General features: G+C 60.5%; 14 protein-coding genes and 2 tRNA genes. 12 read left to right on the plus strand and 4 right to left on the minus strand.

Translation table 11 applies throughout. From position 1 onward, the window contains the following. From WHX55_RS02510 to WHX55_RS02555, 10 genes are all read left to right on the plus strand, one after another. Positions 1-1,428, plus strand: coding sequence for an N-acetylmuramoyl-L-alanine amidase (locus tag WHX55_RS02510; protein ID WP_224789022.1), 1,428 nt, complete (start codon positions 1-3; stop codon positions 1,426-1,428). 8 nt (positions 1,429-1,436) lie between these two features. Then, positions 1,437-3,335 carry a DNA mismatch repair endonuclease MutL gene (gene mutL, locus WHX55_RS02515; RefSeq protein ID WP_353741981.1) on the plus strand — a complete coding sequence of 633 codons (1,899 nt, stop codon included), beginning with the start codon at positions 1,437-1,439 and terminating at the stop codon, positions 3,333-3,335. Next, positions 3,335-4,306 (plus strand): tRNA (adenosine(37)-N6)-dimethylallyltransferase MiaA, encoded by a 972-nt coding sequence (miaA, locus tag WHX55_RS02520; protein ID WP_095943165.1) that lies wholly within the window; start codon positions 3,335-3,337, stop codon positions 4,304-4,306. Before mutL ends, miaA begins: the two co-directional genes overlap by 1 nt. 93 nt (positions 4,307-4,399) lie before the next feature. Further along, positions 4,400-4,660 (plus strand): RNA chaperone Hfq, encoded by a 261-nt coding sequence (hfq, locus tag WHX55_RS02525; protein ID WP_007902656.1) that lies wholly within the window; start codon positions 4,400-4,402, stop codon positions 4,658-4,660. Between the two features lie 12 nt (positions 4,661-4,672). Further along, entirely contained in the window at positions 4,673-5,974 is a 1,302-nt protein-coding gene (gene hflX, locus WHX55_RS02530) for a ribosome rescue GTPase HflX (RefSeq protein ID WP_057712241.1), read from the plus strand. A 96-nt stretch (positions 5,975-6,070) separates the two neighbouring features. After that, the gene (gene hflK, locus WHX55_RS02535) at positions 6,071-7,246 is read left to right on the plus strand and encodes an FtsH protease activity modulator HflK (protein WP_150727880.1); all 1,176 of its coding nucleotides are present in this window, start codon (positions 6,071-6,073) and stop codon (positions 7,244-7,246) included. Next, entirely contained in the window at positions 7,246-8,115 is an 870-nt protein-coding gene (hflC, locus tag WHX55_RS02540) for a protease modulator HflC (RefSeq protein ID WP_056725458.1), read from the plus strand. Before hflK ends, hflC begins: the two co-directional genes overlap by 1 nt. 312 nt (positions 8,116-8,427) lie before the next feature. Further along, positions 8,428-9,615 (plus strand): ATP phosphoribosyltransferase regulatory subunit, encoded by a 1,188-nt coding sequence (locus WHX55_RS02545; protein WP_353741982.1) that lies wholly within the window; start codon positions 8,428-8,430, stop codon positions 9,613-9,615. 54 nt (positions 9,616-9,669) lie between these two features. After that, the gene (locus tag WHX55_RS02550; protein WP_046039830.1) at positions 9,670-10,959 is read left to right on the plus strand and encodes an adenylosuccinate synthase; all 1,290 of its coding nucleotides are present in this window, start codon (positions 9,670-9,672) and stop codon (positions 10,957-10,959) included. A 150-nt stretch (positions 10,960-11,109) separates the two neighbouring features. Then, positions 11,110-13,044 carry a methyl-accepting chemotaxis protein gene (locus tag WHX55_RS02555; RefSeq protein ID WP_150754814.1) on the plus strand — a complete coding sequence of 645 codons (1,935 nt, stop codon included), beginning with the start codon at positions 11,110-11,112 and terminating at the stop codon, positions 13,042-13,044. 120 nt (positions 13,045-13,164) lie between these two features. Here the strand turns inward: WHX55_RS02555 and WHX55_RS02560 are convergent, their stop codons facing one another. The 4 genes from WHX55_RS02560 to WHX55_RS02575 all read right to left on the minus strand — a co-directional run bounded on the left by WHX55_RS02560 (position 13,165) and on the right by WHX55_RS02575 (position 16,347). After that, positions 13,165-14,721: an iron ABC transporter permease gene (locus WHX55_RS02560; RefSeq protein WP_150754815.1), complete on the minus strand. Its 1,557-nt coding sequence runs from the start codon at positions 14,719-14,721 to the stop codon at positions 13,165-13,167. Further along, positions 14,721-15,731, minus strand: a complete 1,011-nt coding sequence (locus tag WHX55_RS02565; RefSeq protein ID WP_150754816.1) for an extracellular solute-binding protein — start codon at positions 15,729-15,731, stop codon at positions 14,721-14,723. Before WHX55_RS02565 ends, WHX55_RS02560 begins: the two co-directional genes overlap by 1 nt. Positions 15,732-16,006: 275 nt before the next feature. After that, positions 16,007-16,093 (minus strand) — tRNA-Leu (locus WHX55_RS02570). Between the two features lie 167 nt (positions 16,094-16,260). Continuing rightward, positions 16,261-16,347 (minus strand) — tRNA-Leu (locus WHX55_RS02575). A gap of 225 nt (positions 16,348-16,572) precedes the next feature. On the opposite strand from WHX55_RS02575, the gene rnr reads away from it, so the two are divergent. Then, positions 16,573-19,200 (plus strand): ribonuclease R, encoded by a 2,628-nt coding sequence (gene rnr, locus WHX55_RS02580; RefSeq protein WP_353741983.1) that lies wholly within the window; start codon positions 16,573-16,575, stop codon positions 19,198-19,200. Beyond that, entirely contained in the window at positions 19,197-19,964 is a 768-nt protein-coding gene (gene rlmB, locus WHX55_RS02585) for a 23S rRNA (guanosine(2251)-2'-O)-methyltransferase RlmB (RefSeq protein WP_007973273.1), read from the plus strand. Before rnr ends, rlmB begins: the two co-directional genes overlap by 4 nt. The last annotated feature ends 253 nt before the right edge of the window (positions 19,965-20,217 follow it).

Here is a 20,217-nt window from a genome sequence, read left to right on the forward strand (position 1 = left end):
ATGGGGTTAGGTATGCGCTTTCGCGCGTTGGTGGCTGCCGTAGGGGTGTTGTTTTTGGCGGTGACCGTCGACGCTGTGGCCGATTCGAAGGTCAACAGTGTTCGTCTGTGGCGGGCACCGGACAACACGCGACTGGTGTTTGACCTGACCGGCCCGGTGCAACACAGCGTCTTTACCCTGACGGCACCGGATCGCCTGGTCATCGACATCAATGGCGCGACCCTCGGTGCGCCGCTCAACGTCAACACCTCGAACACCCCGATTACCGCCATGCGCTCGGCTCAGCGCACGCCGACCGACCTGCGGGTGGTCATCGACCTGAAAAAGGCCGTGACGCCGAAAAGCTTCTCCCTGGCACCGAACGCCCAGTACGGCAACCGGTTGGTGGTCGATCTGTTCGATAACGCCGCAGACGCCGCGCCTCCGCCAGCGCCGACACCGTCGGTCGCCACGGTGCCTGCCGTACCGGTCACGCCGACGGAACCTGCAATCAAATTGCCGCCAGCCCCGGCCGGCAAACGCGACATCATTGTGGTGATCGACGCCGGTCACGGTGGCGAAGACCCGGGGGCTTCCGGCTCCCGAGGCCAGCGCGAGAAAGACGTGGTGCTGCAGATTGCCCGCGAAACCCAACGTCAGGTCAACGGCATGAAAGGCTTCCGCGCCGAACTGACCCGCACTGGCGACTATTTCATTCCACTGCGCGGCCGTACCGAAATCGCCCGCAAGAAAGGCGCCGACCTGTTCGTCTCGATCCACGCCGACGCCGCGCCTTCGGCTGCTGCTTTCGGTGCATCGGTATTTGCCCTGTCCGATCGCGGCGCGACTTCCGAGACCGCCCGCTGGCTGGCCGACAGCGAAAACCGTTCCGACCTGATCGGTGGTGCCGGCAACGTCAGCCTCGATGACAAGGACCGCATGCTCGCCGGCGTACTGCTTGACCTGTCGATGACGGCATCCCTGACATCCAGCCTGAACGTTGGCCAGAAGGTGCTGAGCAACATCGGCCGGGTGACACCGCTGCACAAGCAACGGGTCGAGCAGGCCGGGTTCATGGTGCTGAAGTCACCGGATATTCCATCGATCCTGGTGGAAACCGGGTTTATCTCCAACGCCAACGAAGCCTCGAAGCTTGCCGCGTCGAGCCACCAGCAGGCGCTGGCGCGTTCGATCAGCAGCGGCGTGCGCCAGTTCTTCCAGCAGAACCCGCCACCGGGCACTTATATTGCCTGGCTGCGCGACTCCGGCAAGATTGTGCAGGGGCCACGTGATCACCGCGTCAACCCGGGCGAGACCCTGGCGATGATCGCCGTGCGCTATCAGGTATCGCCCGCGACCCTGCGTAGCGCCAACAGCCTGTCGAGCGATGAGCTCAAGATCGGTCAGCACCTGACGATTCCGGGCACTGAACTGGCGGCCAAAGAATGAATCAGGTCGTGAACAGTAGTGCTCGAATCGAGTTGCTCAGCCCGCGACTGGCGAACCAGATTGCGGCGGGTGAGGTGGTCGAACGTCCGGCTTCGGTGATCAAGGAGCTGCTGGAAAACAGCCTCGACTCCGGCGCCAAACGCATCGACGTCGATGTGGAGCAGGGCGGCGTCAAGCTGCTGAGGGTACGCGACGATGGCAGCGGCATTTCCGCTGATGACCTGCCTTTGGCCCTGGCCCGTCACGCCACCAGCAAGATCCGCAACCTGGAAGACCTCGAGCAGGTCATGAGCCTGGGGTTTCGCGGCGAGGCCTTGGCATCGATCAGCTCCGTCGCGCGCCTGACCCTGACCTCCCGTACCCGCGACGCCGATCAGGCCTGGCAGGTCGAGACTGAGGGGCGGGACATGGCGCCCCGTGTGCAGCCAGCGGCCCACCCGGTGGGCACTTCAGTTGAAGTGCGCGACCTGTTTTTCAACACGCCGGCGCGACGCAAGTTTCTCAAGACCGAAAAAACCGAATTCGATCACCTGCAAGAAGTGATCAGACGCCTGGCTTTGGCGCGCTTCGATGTGGCGTTCCATCTGCGCCACAATGGCAAGACCATCCTCAGTCTGCACGAGGCCCATGATGATGCGGCCCGTGCCCGGCGCGTGGCGGCGATCTGTGGACCGGGTTTCCTCGAGCAAGCGCTGCCGATCGAGATCGAGCGCAACGGCCTGCATCTATGGGGCTGGGTCGGTCTGCCGACCTTCAACCGCAGCCAGGCCGATTTGCAGTATTTCTTCGTCAATGGCCGCGCCGTGCGCGACAAACTGGTGGCCCACGCGGTGCGCCAGGCCTATCGCGACGTGCTGTTCAACGGTCGGCACCCGACTTTCGTGCTGTTTTTCGAAGTCGATCCTACCGGTGTGGACGTCAACGTGCACCCGACCAAGCACGAAGTGCGCTTCCGTGAGGGGCGCATGGTTCACGATTTCCTCTACGGCACCTTGCACCGCGCCTTGGGCGATGTGCGCCCCGACGATCAACTGGCGGCGCCGGTTGCGACGGCCATCGTCCGGCCTACCGGCCTTGAAGCCGGTGAGTTCGGGCCCCAGGGCGAAATGCGCCTGGCCGCCAATGCACTGCTGGAACAGCCTCAGGCTCAGCCGTCGTTCAATACGCCGGCGGGCTCGGGAGCTGGCGCGGGTTATCAGTATCAATACACGCCGCGTCCGCAGTCCGGTGCACCTGTCGCCGAAGCGCAGGCCGCCTATCGCGAGTTTTTTGCGCCGCTGCCCGAGGCCAATGCCGTCGCGCTCCCGGCCGGGCAGGACGACATCCCGCCGCTGGGTTATGCGCTGGCACAACTCAAGGGCATCTACATTCTTTCGGAAAACGCTCAGGGCCTGGTTCTGGTGGATATGCATGCCGCCCACGAGCGGATCATGTATGAGCGTTTGAAGGTGGCGATGGCCAGCGAGGGCCTGAGCGGCCAGCCGTTGCTGGTGCCGGAGTCCCTGGCCGTCAGTCAGCGTGAAGCCGATTGCGCCGAGGAACATGTCGCCTGGTTCCAGCGCCTGGGCTTTGAATTGCAGCGCCTGGGCCCGGAAACCCTGGCGATCCGGCAGATTCCGGCGCTGCTCAAGCAGGCCGAAGCCAACCGTCTGGTCGCCGACGTCCTGGCTGATCTGATGGAGTTCGGCACCAGCGACCGCATTCAGGCGCACCTGAACGAGTTGCTCGGGACCATGGCCTGCCACGGCGCGGTTCGTGCGAATCGGCGTTTGGCCTTGCCGGAAATGAACGGTCTGCTGCGTGACATGGAAAACACCGAGCGCAGCGGTCAATGCAACCATGGCCGACCGACCTGGACCCAACTGGGCCTGGACGATCTGGACAAACTGTTCTTGCGCGGTCGTTGATGAGCCAGTTCCCACCTGCGATTTTCCTGATGGGCCCGACCGCCGCCGGCAAGACCGACCTGGCCATCGAACTCACCAAGGTCCTGCCTTGCGAGTTGATCAGCGTCGATTCGGCGCTGGTCTACCGTGGCATGGACATCGGCACCGCCAAGCCTTCCAAAGAGCTGCTGGCGCAATACCCGCATCGTCTGATCGATATTCTCGACCCGGCCGAGAGCTATTCGGCCGCGGATTTCCGCCGTGATGCCCTGGAAGCCATGGCCGATATCACCGCGCGCGGAAAAATTCCGCTGCTGGTGGGCGGCACCATGCTCTATTACAAGGCTTTGGTCGAAGGTCTGGCGGATATGCCGGCCGCCGATCCCGAGGTCCGCGCGCAAATCGAAGAAGAGGCTGCGCGCCTTGGCTGGCAAGCCTTGCACGAACAATTGGCGGTGATCGATCCGGAGTCCGCAGCGCGAATACATCCGAACGATCCTCAGCGATTGAGTCGAGCACTGGAAGTTTATCGTGTCAGCGGTCAAAGCATGACCGCCCTGCGTTTGCAACAATCTGTGCAAAGTACTGAAGCAGCCGCTTCGGGACTGCAACAATTGCCCTATACTGTCGCGAACTTGGCCATTGCTCCGGCAAATCGCCAGGTACTGCACGAGCGAATTAAACAAAGATTCACTTTAATGTTGGAACAGGGATTCATTGACGAGGTCGTAGCCCTGCGTAATAGAGGTGACCTGCATACCGGGTTGCCGTCTATACGTGCAGTAGGCTACCGCCAAGTCTGGGACTACCTGGATGGCAAGCTGACGTCAGCCGAGATGCAGGAGCGTGGAATCATTGCCACGCGCCAATTGGCGAAACGCCAGTTCACCTGGCTGCGCAGTTGGACTGATCTGCATTGGCTGGACAGTCTGGATTGCGACAATCTGCCGCGCGCCTTGAAATACCTTGGGACCATCTCCATATTGAGCTGAGTCCTTGCAATTGCCGTCTATCCTTGGGGGTGTGGCGGCCAAAGCCATCTGATTACCTATTTTTTATATTGAATCCTTAAAGGAGTGCGGCACATGTCAAAAGGGCATTCGCTACAAGACCCTTACTTGAATACTTTACGTAAAGAGAAAGTTGGGGTGTCCATCTACCTGGTCAACGGTATCAAACTGCAAGGCACGATCGAGTCTTTCGACCAGTTCGTTATCCTGCTGAAAAACACCGTCAGCCAGATGGTTTACAAACACGCGATCTCTACAGTGGTGCCGGTTCGTCCAATTCGTCTGCCTAGCGCAACCGAATCCGAAGCAGGTGACGCTGAGCCAGGTAACGCCTGATAGGAGTCTCCTTTGTTCTTTGAGCGCCACGGTGGTGGTGAGCGAGCCATTCTCGTTCACTTGGATGGACAGGACCCTGAGGCGCGCGAAGATCCGCAGGAGTTTCAGGAGTTGGCTATTTCGGCTGGCGCCGAGACCGTCGCGTTTTTTAACGTGCCGCGTCATCGGCCAACCGCCAAAACCCTGATCAGCAGCGGCAAGGTCGAAGAATTGCGCGACCTGGTCCAGGCCGAACAGGTCGATCTGGTGATTTTCAATCACATCCTCACGCCCAGTCAGGAACGTAACCTCGAACGTATTTTCGAGTGTCGCGTGATCGACCGCACGGGTTTGATTCTCGATATCTTCGCTCAACGCGCCCGCACCCATGAAGGCAAGCTCCAGGTCGAACTGGCCCAGCTTGAGCACATGAGTACGCGGCTGGTTCGCGGCTGGACTCACCTTGAACGGCAGAAAGGCGGTATCGGCCTGCGCGGTCCGGGTGAAACCCAGCTGGAAACCGACCGGCGTCTGTTGCGGGTTCGCCTGCGGCAGATCAAGGGACGCCTGGAAAAGGTCCGCAGCCAGCGTGAGCAATCGCGCCGCGGCCGCAAACGGGCTGACATTCCGACGGTTTCACTGGTGGGTTATACCAACGCCGGCAAATCGACGCTGTTCAACTCGGTAACCGATTCCGACGTGTTCGCGGCTGACCAGTTGTTCGCCACCCTCGACCCGACCTTGCGCCGACTCGAGCTCGATGACCTGGGGCCGATCGTGCTGGCGGACACTGTGGGCTTCATTCGCCACTTGCCGCACAAGCTGGTCGAGGCATTTCGGGCTACGCTCGAAGAGTCGAGCAACTCTGACCTGTTGCTGCACGTGATCGACTCCCATGAACCCGAGCGCATGGCCCAGATTGAACAGGTCATGGTGGTGCTCGGAGAGATCGGCGCTCAAGACTTGCCGATCCTGGAGGTCTATAACAAACTCGATTTGCTCGAGGGCGTGGAACCGCAGATCCAGCGCGATGCCGATGGCAAACCGCAGCGGGTCTGGCTTTCGGCGAAAGATGGTACGGGTCTGGACCTGCTCAAACAGGCCGTGGCCGAGTTGCTTGGCGATGAGTTGTTTGTTGGCACCTTGCGCTTGCCGAACCGATTTGCTCGACTGCGTGCGCAGTTTTTCGAACTCGGTGCGGTACAGAAAGAAGAACACGACGATGAAGGCATCAGTTTACTGGCCGTTCGTTTGCCACGAGCCGAATTGAATCGGCTGGTGAGCCGCGAAGGTTTGCAACCGATGGAATTCATCGAGCAACACACTTTGCAATAAAAGCCTGAGAAAGCGGTTGTGCCGCGGTGACAGGCATTCTGTAGCATTGGTCGGCGCGCCGTGGGTGCGTCTTTGCTTTATCAGATGGAGAGCGCTATGGCTTGGAATGAGCCGGGTGGCAACTCGAATAATCAGGATCCTTGGGGTGGCAAGCGTCGTAACAACGGCGACCGCAAGGGACCACCGGATCTCGACGAGGCCTTCCGAAAGCTGCAGGAAAGCCTGAACGGTTTATTCGGTGGCGGTAAGAAACGTGGTGGCGACGACGGCGGTGGTCCGGGCAAGAGTGGCGGCTTTGGCGGCCTGCTCGGCATCGGTCTGGTCGTGCTGGCCGCCGTTTGGCTGTACAGCGCTGTTTATGTCGTCGACGAGCAGGAGCAAGCTGTAGTGCTGCGCTTCGGCAAGTACTACGAAACCGTGGGTCCGGGCCTGAACATCTACTTCCCGCCGATCGACAAGAAGTACATGGAGAACGTCACGCGCGAGCGTGCCTACACCAAGCAGGGCCAGATGCTGACTGAAGACGAGAACATCGTCGAAGTGCCGCTGACCGTGCAGTACAAGATCAGCAACCTGCAGGATTTCGTGCTGAGCGTCGATCAGCCGGAAATCAGCCTGCAGCACGCGACCGACAGCGCCTTGCGCCATGTGGTGGGCTCCACCGCGATGGACCAGGTACTGACCGAAGGTCGTGAGTTGATGGCCAGCGAGATCAAGGAGCGTCTGCAACGCTTCATGGACACCTATCGCACCGGTATCACCGTCACCCAGGTCAACGTACAGAGCGCAGCGGCACCGCGTGAAGTGCAGGAAGCCTTCGATGACGTGATCCGTGCCCGGGAAGACGAGCAGCGTTCGCGCAACCAGGCCGAAACCTATGCCAACGGCGTCGTGCCGGAAGCCCGTGGTCAGGCCCAGCGCATCCTTGAGGATGCCAATGGTTACCGTGACGAGACCGTTTCGCGCGCCAAGGGTGAGGCCGATCGCTTCACCAAACTGGTCGCCGAGTACCGCAAGGCTCCTGAAGTCACCCGCCAGCGTCTGTACCTGGACACCATGCAGGAAGTCTTCACCAACACCAGCAAGGTTCTCGTGACCGGCAACAAGAACGGCCAGAACAACCTGCTGTACCTGCCGCTGGACAAGATGGTCGAAAGTGGTCGCAGCACCAGCACTCCGGTGACCGGCGCGGCAGCCACCAGCAATGAAGCGAATGCGCGTGCGGCAGCAGATCTGCAGCAACAGCAAGCACGTACCAGGGAGAGTCGCTGATGAGCAATAAATCGCTGATCGCCCTTATTGTTGGCGTCGTCGTGGCGATCGCTGCCTGGAACTGCTTCTACATCGTGGCTCAGACCGAGCGTGCGGTGTTGCTGCAGTTCGGCCGCGTGGTCCAGACCGATGTTCAGCCAGGCCTGCATGTGAAAGTGCCTTACGTTAACCAGGTGCGTAAATTCGACGCACGCCTGATGACGCTGGATGCACCGACACAACGCTTCCTGACGCTGGAAAAGAAAGCCGTGATGGTCGATGCCTACGCCAAGTGGCGCGTGAAGGACGCAGAGCGTTACTACACCGCGACTTCCGGCCTCAAGCAGATCGCCGACGAGCGTCTGTCCCGTCGTCTGGAATCGGGCCTGCGTGACCAGTTTGGTAAGCGCACCCTGCACGAAGTGGTGTCGGGTGAGCGTGATGCGCTGATGGCGGATATCACGGCTTCGCTGAACAAGATGGCCGAGAAAGAGCTGGGCATCGAAGTGGTCGATGTTCGGGTCAAGACCATCGACCTGCCGAAAGAAGTGAACCGCAGCGTGTTCGAACGTATGAGCACCGAGCGTGAGCGTGAAGCTCGCGAGCACCGCGCCAAGGGTAACGAGCTGGCCGAAGGCATCCGTGCCGACGCCGATCGTCAACGCCGCGTGCTGTTGGCTGAAGCCTATCGTGAATCCGAAGAGGTTCGCGGTGACGGTGATGCCCAGGCTGCTGCGATCTACTCCAAGGCCTACGGTCAGGACCAGGAGTTCTACGCGTTCTACCGTAGCCTGCGCGCCTACCGTGAAAGCTTCGCGAACAAATCCGACGTCTTGGTCCTCGACCCAAGCAGCGACTTCTTCCACTACCTGGAAAAAGCCAAGCCTTGATACGGCGTTGACCTGATTTATCCCCCGCCGGGCGGCTAAAACCTCTGGCGGGGTGATCCTTTGGGAAAACGTGTGTATGATGCGGCAGCCGGGAAATTCCCGGCTTTTTTGCGTCTGCATGTTTGATTGCTGTTTTAAAGCAGATGCCGGGCCGATTGGCTCGACAGTTTTTCGAGGAAAGTGGTTGGCGAAGCCGGTAGAAGGGCTTTTCGCTCCGTCGCTCATGCGCGTGGTTTGTGCGCAAGCCGATCATTTTCTGCTTCACTCAAGGCTCGCCGACAGGCTGGTCGCCCGGAGATAGGGGAAGGCGTAATGGCAACGGTAGACCGCTGGCTTCTGCCAGATGGCATCGAAGAAGTACTGCCACCGGAAGCTGCGCGTATTGAAGTCGCGCGTCGTCAGGTGTTGGATCTGTTCCAGAGCTGGGGTTACGAGTTTGTCGTGACTCCCCATATCGAGTACCTGGAATCCCTGCTGACCGGCGCGGGCCAGGACCTGGATCTGCGCACCTTCAAGGTCATCGACCCGCAATCGGGCCGTCAGATGGGCTTCCGTGCCGACATCACGCCGCAAGTGGCGCGCATCGATGCGCACACTCTGCGTCGTGAAGGCCCAAGCCGCCTGTGTTATGCCGGTAGTGTCCTGCACGCTCAGCCTCGCGCCTTGTCGTCCTCGCGCAGCCCGATTCAACTGGGTGCCGAGTTGTACGGCGACGGCAGTCCGAGCAGCGACGTCGAAGTCATCAGCCTGATGCTGGTCATGCTGCAACTGGCCGATGTGCCGGATGTGCACATGGACCTCGGTCATGTCGGTATCTACCGTGGCCTGGCCCGCGCCGCCGGTTTGTCCGGTGAAGTCGAGCAGCAGTTGTTCGATGCCTTGCAACGTAAGGCCATCGACGAGGTCATTACCTTGACCGAAGGCTTGCCTGCCGATCTGTCGGGCATGCTGCGTGCGTTGGTCGACCTGTGTGGCGGTCGAGAAGTGCTGGCCGCGGCCCGCGAGCGTCTGGCCAAGGCGCCGGCCCCTGTTCTGGCAGCGCTGGACGACTTGCTGGCGATTGCCGAGCGGCTGTCCGTGCGTTTCCCTGAGCTGCCGCTGTATTTCGACCTGGGCGAGTTGCGCGGTTACCACTACCACACCGGTGTGGTGTTCGCCGTGTTCGTACCGGGTGTTGGCCAGTCCATTGCCCAGGGCGGTCGTTACGACGACATCGGCGCCGACTTCGGTCGCGCCCGTCCGGCGACCGGCTTTTCCACCGATTTGAAAACCCTGGTGACCCTGGGGCGTGCTGAGATCGAGCTACCGTCTGGCGGTATCTGGATGCCTGACAGTACGGATGCGGCACTCTGGCAGCAGGTTTGCCAGTTGCGCAGTGAGGGTCAGCGTGTCGTTCAGGCCTTGCCTGGACAGCCTTTGGCCGCCGCCCGTGAAGCGGACTGCGACCGGCAATTGATTCAGCAGAACGGGCTTTGGCAAGTATCGCCACTGGCTTCTTGAGTTTTCCCGCCGGCTGCCGCCGGCACCAAGTTTGCGCGAATGAGGACAAGTGTTATGGGTAAGAATGTCGTAGTCCTGGGCACCCAATGGGGTGATGAGGGCAAAGGCAAGATCGTTGATCTGCTGACCGAACATGCTGCCGCCGTAGTGCGTTACCAAGGTGGCCACAACGCTGGCCACACCCTGGTGATCGACGGTGAGAAGACTGTCTTGCACCTGATCCCGTCGGGCGTGCTGCGCGAAGGCGTGCAGTGCCTGATCGGCAACGGCGTGGTGGTTGCACCTGACGCCCTGCTGCGCGAGATCACCAAGCTGGAAGAAAAAGGCGTACCGGTGCGCGAGCGCCTGCGTATCAGCCCGTCCTGCCCGCTGATCCTGTCCTTCCACGTTGCGCTGGACCAGGCCCGTGAAAAGGCCCGTGGCGAGCTGAAGATCGGCACCACCGGTCGCGGCATCGGCCCGGCCTACGAAGACAAGGTTGCACGTCGTGGCCTGCGTGTGGGCGACCTGCTCAACATGCCGCGCTTTGAAGACAAGCTGCGTGAACTGGTGGATTACCACAACTTCATGTTGGTGGGTTACTACAAAGAGCCAGCCATCGAATTCGACAAGACCCTGGCCGAATGCAAAGAATACGCTGAGCTGCTCAAGCCGCTGATGCTGGACGTGACTGCCGAGCTGCACGACCTGCGTCGCGCTGGCAAAGACATCATGTTCGAAGGTGCCCAAGGCTCCCTGCTGGACATCGACCACGGTACCTACCCGTACGTGACCAGCTCCAACACCACCGCTGGTGGCGTTGCTACCGGTTCGGGTGTTGGTCCTATGTTCCTGGACTACATCCTGGGCATCACCAAGGCTTACACCACGCGTGTGGGTTCGGGTCCATTCCCGACTGAGCTGTTCGACGAAGTCGGTGCGCACCTGGCTAAACAAGGTCACGAGTTCGGCGCGACGACCGGCCGTGCTCGTCGTTGTGGCTGGTTCGACGCTGTTATCCTGCGTCGCGCTATCGATGTGAACAGCATCTCGGGCATCTGCCTGACCAAGCTGGACGTGCTCGACGGTCTGGAAACCATCAACATCTGCGTCGGCTACAAAGATGCAGAAGGCAAGGCCGTTGCCCCGACTGATGCTGACAGCTATGTGGGCCTGCAGCCGGTGTACGAAGAAGTGCCGGGCTGGACCGAGTCGACCGTGGGTGCCAAAACCCTGGAAGAGCTGCCAGCTAACGCCCGTGCTTACATCAAACGCGTCGAAGAGCTGATCGGCGCGCCGATCGACATTATTTCGACGGGTCCGGACCGCAACGAAACCATCGTTCTGCGCCATCCGTTTGCTTGATAAGTCGTTGATGTAAAACACAAAGGCCCCTTAATTGGGGCCTTTGTCGTTTATGCCTGTTGGACGGCATGACCTTTGCTTTTGGCTTTGCCTAAAACGTCACTTTTGGCGTGCCATCAATTTAATGGCGCTTTTGCAGAGGGATATCAAGTGTCGGCCGTTCTCTCATTGTTACAGAGCCGTTTGTTGCGGCCCGTGTTCGTTACCCTTGGTATCGCCCTTTTGGTGCAGGTGCTGGTAGCTGTCGCTCTGACCCGGAGCACGGTGACCGCACTGGAAGCCGACTTGGGCCAGCGCCTGGGTGCTGACAGTCAAAAGCTATCCGCTGAGCTTGAACAGGCTGGGCGCGAAGTCACGTCGAGCCTCGACAGCCTCTCCACCAGTACGCGTCAGCGCCTCACGGCCGGTTTGTCCTCGCGTCTTGAGCAGGAGCAGGCGCAATTGCGTTCGACCCTGGAGAAGGACCTGAAGGACTCCGCCAGCGACATGGCGCAGCTTCTGGCTTCCGTCGCGCCCCGCGCCATGTGGGACAACGACGTTCCGACACTTTCCGAGTTCGCCCGCCGGGCCCAGCGCAATCCCAACGTGCTGTTCGTGGTCTATGACGACGCCACCGGCCAGCACCTGACGCGCTACCTCAACCGGGAAAACCCGATCAACAAGGCGCTGCTGGAAAAGGGCCAGGGCGAGCGTGCGCTGGACAAGGTGCTGGATGCGGCGAAAAACGATCCTTCGGTGTTCTACATCGAGGCCCCGATCAATCCTAACGGCGTAGAAATCGGCAGGGTCCTGATGGGGGTCTCGACGGCTTCGGTGGAGACTGATCTGGCGGCCCTCGACAAGCGTTTCTCGGCGTTGATCGCCAGCAGCGATCAACTGGTGGGCGACAGCCTCAAGGGCGCGGCCGCCGACAGCGCCACGGCCATGCGCTCGCGCCTGCAGTCGGCGCAGTCCACCGCGGCTGAAATGAAGGCCAATACCACCAGCACCGTGCAGGAAGCTGCTGCGACATTGCGCTGGCGCATTGGCGTGTGTCTGGCGGTGGTGGGTTTCGGTGTCCTGCTGTTGTTGGCGGTGGTGCTCGGTCGCCGGGTGGTCAATCGCCTGAAAATGCTGATCGTTGCCATGGATGACCTGGCGGCGGGCGAGGGCGATCTGACCAAGCGTGTGCAGATCAATAGTAAAGATGAAATCGGCGACATGGCCTCGGCGGTCAATCGTTTTGTGGATAAGTTGCAGCCGATCGTGCGCGAGGCGGGCGATGTGGCCCAGCGTACCGGAGTGGAGATCGGCGCCATGACCTTACGCAACGCCGGTGCGGATGCCGCGGCTGGCATGCAGCGCGACGAGGTGGCGGAGAGTTTGCGTGCGCTGTCGCAAATGGCTGATGAGGCGCAGTCGGAAAGCCACGCCATGCAGGCGGCGCTGAAGCAGGTGGTGGACATTCGTCAGGCTACTGACGAAAACACCCGGACCTCGGCGAAAGTCGGCAGCCTGATCGAGGAGCTGGCGGGTCAGGTCAACACCGGGGCGCAAGTCATCGAGCGTCTGGCGCAGCAAAGTGAGCAGATCGAGGTGGTACTGACGGTGATTCACGGCATCGCCGAGCAGACCAACCTGCTGGCGTTGAACGCGGCGATTGAAGCGGCGCGTGCCGGCGAGACCGGGCGCGGGTTTGCGGTGGTTGCCGATGAGGTGCGGGCGCTGGCGAGCAAGACGCAGAGCTCCACCGGCGATATTCAGGCGCACATCGTGGCGTTGCAGCAAGGCGCGCGTGAAGCGGTGGCGGCGATTGGTCAGGCCGGGCGTCAGGCCAGTGAGGGTTTGCTGGTGCTGCGCGACAGTGCGCGGTTGCAGCAGTCGGTGCAGGCGTCCGTCGAGCAAGTGCATGCGGCGATCGGTCTGGCAACCCAGGCGGCGGCGCATCAGGCGCAGGGCGCGCAGGCAGTGCGAGGGCGGGTCCAGACCATTCACGCCCAGGCCGAGAAAGCGGCGCAAGCTGTCGTGGAGACCACGGCGAGCGGCAAGGTGCTCGATGGTCTGGCGGCGCAGCTGAAGGCGAGCCTGGGGCAGTTCAGGGCTTAGTGTTTTGTCAGGGATGGCCTCATCGCGAGCAAGCTCGCTCCCACAGTGATGGTTGGCGGACACAAAAATTGTGGGCGCCTCAGATCAAATGTGGGAGCGAGCTTGCTCGCGATGGCGGTCTTAACGACTCAGATACATCCGGGTCGTCAGCAAATAGACCGGCAACCCCGATACCAGTATCAACAACGCCGCATAAGGCGCCGCTGCCGCAAATTCCACATTCGCCGTATGCGCCCAGACTTCCGTCGCCAGGGTGTTCAGCCCGGTAGGGCTCAGCAGCAAGGTCGCCGTCAGTTCCTTCATCGCATCCAGGAACACCAGGGCAAAAGCTGCGCCCAGCGCCGGGAAAATAATCGGCAGTGTCACTCGGCAGAAAGCACTGAATGACGAGGCTCCCAGCGTGCGAGCTGCCTCCTCAAGTTGCGGCGCCGCCTTGTTCAAGGCGGTGCGGATCGGCGCCTGGGCCAGCGGCAGAAACAGCAGGGCGTAGGCGATCAGCAGCAATGCCGAAGTCTGGTAAAGCATTGGCACGTAGTGCAGGGCGAAATACACCAGGGTCAGGGCAATGACCAGCCCCGGCAGCGCATGCAGCAGATACGGCAGGCGCTCGGCCCAGATCGCCAGTTGGCCTTTGTAGCGCACGACCAGCAGACCGACCGGCACTGCCAGCACCAGGCACAGTGCAGCGCCACCCAGCGACAGTGCGAGGGATGACATCAATGCTTCGCCGATTGCCGCCACGGGAAAGGCTGCCGATGATCCCACCGCCAGCCAGTAGGCCAGCATGCCGAGCGGAATCCCGCTGCCAATGATTGCCAGCAGCAGGCAATAAAGTTGTCCTGCCACAGCCCAATGTCCCAGTTGAACCTGTTCCGCGCGTCGCGCCGCACCCTGGCCGGTGCGCACGTGTCGACCCTTGCCGCGCACGCGCAGCTCCAGCCACAGCAGCGCCAGGCACAACATCAGCAGTACGGCGGAGAGCATCGCCGCGTTGGCATTGCTGAACTCCAGTTCGAACTGTTGATAGATCGCCGTGGTGAAGGTTTGCAGGCCGATGATCGACAAGGCGCCGAACTCCACCAGCATATGAAGCGCAATCAGCAGCGAACCTGCCAGCAGCGAAGGCCAGAGCAGGGGCAGGGTGACCTTGAAAAATACGCCCCAACGATTCTGCCCCAGCGTGCGCGCGGACTCTTCGAGGGATGGGTCAAGGTTGCGCAGCGTTGCCGCTACGGGTAGGAAAATCAGCGGGTATTTGGACAGGCTCATCACCAGGATAGCCCCGCCAAGTCCCTCGAAATGAGCGCTGAGGGAAACCCAGGTGAAGCTGCTGACAAATGCCGGAACGGCGAACGGCAAGCAGAGGATTACGCCCCACAATCGACGGCCCGGCAGATTGCTGCGCTCCAGCAACCAGGCGAGCGACAATCCGATTACCCCGCAAACCACGGTGACGCCAATCATCAATGCGAGTGTGTTGCGTAGCAAGCCGAACACATAAGGTCGCCATAGCAAATGCAGTGCTTCTGCCCAGCCCGCCTGCCAGGCTTTCAGGCCGACATACAGCAGCGGCAGGAGGCTGAGCGCCACCAGCAGCAACACGGGTAGTACCAGCCAGATAGACGGCCGCTTGCGCCGTGGTGCGTACGCGTGATGTGCGGACAGTGAGGCGCCCATCAATTCAGGCCAACGTCACGTTCCAGGTCCAGCGCTTCTTCGGCGTTGCCGAGGTCGGCAGGCGTGACTTTTGGTGCTTCCAGTTCGCTGAACGGCTTGAGCCCGCGATCAGATTCCATGCCTTTGTGCAGCGGGTATTCGGCGGTGGTCTGGGTGATCACTCGCTGGCCTTCCTCGCTGGCCATGTAGGCGAGCAATTGCTGGGCTTCCTTGGGGTGTTTGCTGGATTTGAGCACCGCAGCACTGGAAACCGTGATGAGTCCGCCGACGTCGCCGCCAGTAAAGTAATGCAGCTTGGAATCGAGCTGACCCTTTTCCCGTTGCAAGGCGAACCAGTAGTAGTTGTTGACCAGTACGGTGGCGACTTCGCCATTTTCCACCGCTTTCAATGCAACCATGTTGTTGCTGTAGATCTTGCCGAATGCGCGCAGACCGGTCAGCCATTCTTCGGCTGCATCCATGCCGTGGATCTTGATGATCGCCACCGCTTGTTCCTGGAAAGCGCCGCTGGTAGGAACGAAACCGACCTTGCCTTGCCATTTCGGATCGGAGAATTCCATCACCGAGGTCGGCAGGTCTTTTTCATCGATCAGCTTGGGGTTGAACGCAACGACGCGCACCCGGGCGGTCACGCCAATCCAGGTGCCGTTGCCGGCGACGTATTCCTTGGGCAGAACGGCCAGCGTGGCGTCATCCGTCTTGGCCAGCAGGCCTTGCTCGCCGAGTTTGTTCAGGGGTGGTGATTCTTCGGTGTAGATCACGTCGGCGGGAGAGCGATCGCCTTCTTCGACGATCTGGCTGGCGAGCTGGTTGCTGCTGCCTTTACGCACATTGACGTGGATGCCGGTCTTGGCTTCGAAGGCTTTGGCGACCGCGTCGCCGACTTCTTTGTGTTGGCCGTTGTAGAGGGTCAGGGCAACCGGGTCGGCGGCTTGGGTGAGGGGAGTGGCGAGTGCCAGGCCGAGGAGGGTGGTGATCAGGCCGCGGCGCAGGGTATTTCGAAACATCATTCGCAGGGTTCCTCACTGTCACATTGCAAAAACTTGTAACAATGATAAACGATATTGTTTCTCAAATGCGGACGCTGATTCCTGTAGGAGCGAGCTTGCTCGCGATGGGCGTGAACGATGGCGCGTTCTGTCTGAGAACAAGTGCTGTTCTCGAGTGCATCGCGAGCAAGCTCGCTCCTACAGAAGAGGGTGGGGTGTTTTTCGGAGGCCAGAAACGCAAAAACCCGCTTTCGCGGGTTTTTGTGAAATCCAAGGTCGTAACCTTGAATTTGAATTGGTGCCCAGAAGAAGACTCGAACTTCCACGACCTTGCGGTCACCAGCACCTGAAGCTGGCGTGTCTACCAATTTCACCATCTGGGCATTCATCGCAAGCGTTGCCGCTGTTGATGTGGCGCACTATACGGAGAGCATTCTGATCTGTAAACCCCTGATTCTAAAAATAATAAACCAGTGGTCAAAAATGCAAAAACCCGCTTTCGCGGGTTTTTGTGTGAGCTTTGAAATTGAACTAATCTCAAGCTCGAAATTGGTGCCCAGAAGAAGACTCGAACTTCCACGACCTTGCGGTCACCAGCACCTGAAGCTGGCGTGTCTACCAATTTCACCATCTGGGCAGTATCGGCAACGTTGTCCGTCGTCGATGGCGCGCACTATACGGAGCGTCTTTTTAACTGTAAACCCCCGACATCAAAAAAACCTGGAAAATTTCGCCAGCGGTCTTCAAAACAGCTTTGCGGTGTCGATACAGGGCTTTAGATGGGTCGTCTTAGCCTGAAATTTCCCGTTTCATTACGCCTATGCCAAACTAACCCGCATATAGACAAGGTGAAAACTCTCTAATGGCCGATTGGCAGTCCCTCGATCCCGAGGCCGCTCGTGAAGCGGAAAAATATGAAAACCCTATTCCTAGCCGCGAATTGATCCTTCAGCATCTTGCTGATCGAGGTTCGCCTGCTAACCGCGAGCAACTGGTCGAAGAGTTTGGTCTGACCACAGAAGACCAGATCGAAGCCCTGCGCCGCCGCCTGCGCGCCATGGAGCGCGATGCTCAACTCATCTATACCCGTCGCGGCACTTATGCGCCGGTGGACAAGCTTGATCTGATCCTGGGTCGCATCAGCGGTCACCGCGACGGCTTCGGCTTCCTGGTGCCGGACGACGGCAGTGACGACCTGTTCATGAGCCCGGCGCAGATGCGCCTGGTGTTCGATGGTGACCGTGCCCTGGCCCGGGTATCCGGCCTGGACCGTCGTGGTCGTCGCGAAGGCATGATCGTCGAAGTGGTTTCCCGCGCTCACGAAACCATCGTCGGCCGCTACTTCGAAGAGGGCGGCATCGGTTTCGTGGTTGCCGACAATCCGAAGATCCAGCAGGAAGTGCTGGTGACCCCGGGTCGTAACGCCAACGCGCAGATCGGTCAGTTCGTCGAAGTGAAGATCACTCACTGGCCGACGCCACGCTTCCAGCCGCAAGGGGACGTGGTTGAAGTCGTGGGCAACTACATGGCGCCGGGCATGGAAATCGATGTCGCCCTGCGCACCTACGACATTCCTCACGTCTGGCCTGACGCCGTGCTCAAGGAAGCCGGCAAGCTCAAGCCGGAAGTCGAAGAGAAAGACAAAGAGAAGCGCATCGACTTGCGCCATTTGCCGTTCGTCACCATCGACGGCGAAGATGCCCGCGACTTCGACGATGCGGTCTTCTGCGAAGCCCGTCCGGGCAAGCTGCGCCTGTTCTCGGGCGGCTGGAAGCTGTACGTGGCGATCGCCGACGTATCCAGCTACGTGAAGCTCGGTTCGGCGCTGGATGCCGAAGCGCAGGTTCGCGGCAACTCGGTGTACTTCCCCGAGCGCGTGATTCCGATGCTGCCTGAGCAGCTGTCCAACGGTTTGTGCTCGCTTAACCCGCAAGTCGATCGCCTGGCCATGGTTTGCGAGATGACCATCTCCAAATCCGGCGAAATGACCGACTACTGCTTCTACGAAGCGGTCATCCACTCCCATGCGCGTCTGACCTATAACAAGGTCAGTGCCATGCTGGAAACGCCGAAAGCCACCGAAGCTCGCAAGTTGCGTGGCGAGTACACCGATGTGGTGCCGCACCTCAAGCAGCTGTACTCGCTGTACAAGGTGTTGCTGGCGGCCCGTCACGTACGTGGCGCGATCGATTTCGAAACTCAGGAAACCCGGATCATTTTCGGTACCGAGCGCAAGATCGCCGAAATTCGTCCGACCGTGCGCAACGATGCGCACAAGCTGATCGAGGAATGCATGCTGGCGGCCAACGTGGCCACCGCCGAATTCCTGAAAAAGCACGAAATCCCTGCGCTGTACCGCGTTCACGATGGCCCGCCACCGGAGCGTCTGGAAAAGCTGCGCGCGTTCCTCGGCGAGCTCGGCCTGTCCCTGCACAAAGGCAAGGACGGTCCGTCGCCGAAGGATTACCAGGCACTGCTGGCCGGTATCAAGGATCGTCCGGATTTCCACCTGATCCAGACCGTCATGCTGCGTTCGTTGAGCCAGGCGGTGTACAGCGCCGACAACCAGGGCCACTTCGGCCTGAATTACGAGGCGTACACCCACTTCACTTCGCCGATCCGCCGCTACCCGGACTTGCTCACGCACCGGGCGATTCGCAGTGTGATCCATTCGAAGCAGAACACCCCGCACGTTCGCCGCGCAGGTGCGATGACCATTCCGAAAGCACGCATCTATCCGTACGACGAAGCGGCCCTGGAGCAACTCGGCGAGCAGTGCTCGATGAGCGAGCGCCGTGCCGACGAAGCGACCCGCGACGTGGTGAACTGGCTCAAGTGCGAGTTCATGAAAGATCGCGTGGGCGAATCGTTCCCGGGTGTGATCACTGCCGTGACCGGTTTTGGTCTGTTCGTCGAGCTGACCGATATCTACGTCGAAGGCCTGGTGCACGTCACCGCGCTGCCGGGCGATTACTACCACTTCGATCCTGTGCACCACCGCCTGGCCGGTGAGCGTACCGGTCGTAGCTTCCGCTTGGGCGACACCGTGGACGTGCGGGTCATGCGCGTCGACCTCGACGAACGCAAGATCGACTTCGAGATGGCCGAAAAAACCATCAGCGCGCCGATCGGCCGTAAAAAACGCGGCACCGAAAGCGCAGCACCTGCAGCGAAAGTCGAAGCAGAACCGGCCCCGGCGAAAACCGGTCGTCGTCCTGCCAAGGAAAAGGCTGTAGAAGCCTATCGCCCGAGCGATGCAGCGGCGAAGAACGCCGAAGTGCGCAAAAGTCGTGAAATGAAACAGGCGTTGCTCGCCGGTGCGAAAAGCGGCGGTAAAGCGGCGTCTGGGGGAAAGACCAGTCGGTCGACGCCTGACAAGGCCGTCGGCGGCAAGCCAGCCAAACCGAGCAAGCATCGTAAAGGTCCGCCAAAAGCGGGCTCGGCTCCAGCCAAGAGTGGCGGGGCGCGTAAACCTAAGGCCAAGCCATGAGTCAGTTGGAAAAGATCTACGGCGTACATGCTGTAGAAGCGTTGTTGCGTCACCACCCGAAACGCGTCAAGCAGATCTGGTTGGCCGAAGGTCGCAATGACCCTCGGGTCCAGACGCTGATCGAGCTGGCCAACGAAAACCGGGTCCAGGTCGGCCAGGCCGAGCGCCGCGAAATGGACGCCTGGGTTGAAGGCGTGCACCAGGGTGTGGTCGCGGACGTGAGTCCGAGCCAGGTCTGGGGCGAGGCGATGCTCGACGAGCTGCTCGATCGCACCGACGGCGCGCCGTTGTTGCTGGTGCTCGATGGCGTGACCGATCCGCACAACCTCGGCGCCTGCCTGCGTTCCGCCGATGCGGCGGGTGCGCTAGCAGTGATCGTGCCGAAGGACAAGTCAGCGACCCTGACTCCGGTTGTACGAAAAATCGCCTGCGGTGCGGCGGAAGTGATTCCGCTGGTTGCCGTGACCAACCTGGCGCGCACCTTGGAGAAACTCCAGCAGCGCGGCTTGTGGGTTGTCGGTACGGCCGGTGAAGCTGAGGTCAGCCTGTATGACCAGGACCTGACCGGCCCGACCATCCTGATCATGGGCGCCGAAGGCAAGGGCATGCGTCGCCTGACCCGCGAGCATTGCGACTACCTGGTGAACCTGCCGATGGCCGGTAGCGTCAGCAGTCTCAACGTTTCCGTAGCGACGGGTGTATGCCTGTTCGAAGCGCAGCGTCAGCGCAGTGTCAAAGCCAAGGCTGCTGCCAAGAAGTCCTGATCCAGTTGCAGTCCCTGTGGGAGCGGGCTTGCTCGCGAAAGCGGAGTAACATTCAGCAAAGATGTTGAATGTCGTACCGCATTCGCGAGCAAGCCCGCTCCCACAGTGTTGTGTGGTGTGGCATGAGTTGGTGGCTGTTCAAATAATCACCAATTACCTTGCGCCTCCCTCGCCCCTTCTCTACAATTGCGCCCCTTGCTGTGATGGCAGGCACCAACGTGTCTAGCGTCCGCAAGTCCATAAGTGTCATTCA

This window comes from Pseudomonas fluorescens (assembly GCF_040448305.1).
Lineage (GTDB): Bacteria > Pseudomonadota > Gammaproteobacteria > Pseudomonadales > Pseudomonadaceae > Aquipseudomonas > Aquipseudomonas fluorescens_BH.

Coding starts and splice junctions, on each gene's coding strand:
- WHX55_RS02510 (WP_224789022.1), top strand. CDS start 1: ATGGGGTTAGGTATGCGCTTTCGCGCGTTGGTGGCTGCCGTAGGGGTG.
- hflC (WP_056725458.1), top strand. CDS start 7,246: ATGAGCAATAAATCGCTGATCGCCCTTATTGTTGGCGTCGTCGTGGCG.
- miaA (WP_095943165.1), top strand. CDS start 3,335: ATGAGCCAGTTCCCACCTGCGATTTTCCTGATGGGCCCGACCGCCGCC.
- hfq (WP_007902656.1), top strand. CDS start 4,400: ATGTCAAAAGGGCATTCGCTACAAGACCCTTACTTGAATACTTTACGT.
- WHX55_RS02565 (WP_150754816.1), bottom strand. CDS start 15,731: ATGATGTTTCGAAATACCCTGCGCCGCGGCCTGATCACCACCCTCCTC.
- hflK (WP_150727880.1), top strand. CDS start 6,071: ATGGCTTGGAATGAGCCGGGTGGCAACTCGAATAATCAGGATCCTTGG.
- WHX55_RS02560 (WP_150754815.1), bottom strand. CDS start 14,721: ATGGGCGCCTCACTGTCCGCACATCACGCGTACGCACCACGGCGCAAG.
- WHX55_RS02550 (WP_046039830.1), top strand. CDS start 9,670: ATGGGTAAGAATGTCGTAGTCCTGGGCACCCAATGGGGTGATGAGGGC.
- rlmB (WP_007973273.1), top strand. CDS start 19,197: ATGAGTCAGTTGGAAAAGATCTACGGCGTACATGCTGTAGAAGCGTTG.
- rnr (WP_353741983.1), top strand. CDS start 16,573: ATGGCCGATTGGCAGTCCCTCGATCCCGAGGCCGCTCGTGAAGCGGAA.
- WHX55_RS02545 (WP_353741982.1), top strand. CDS start 8,428: ATGGCAACGGTAGACCGCTGGCTTCTGCCAGATGGCATCGAAGAAGTA.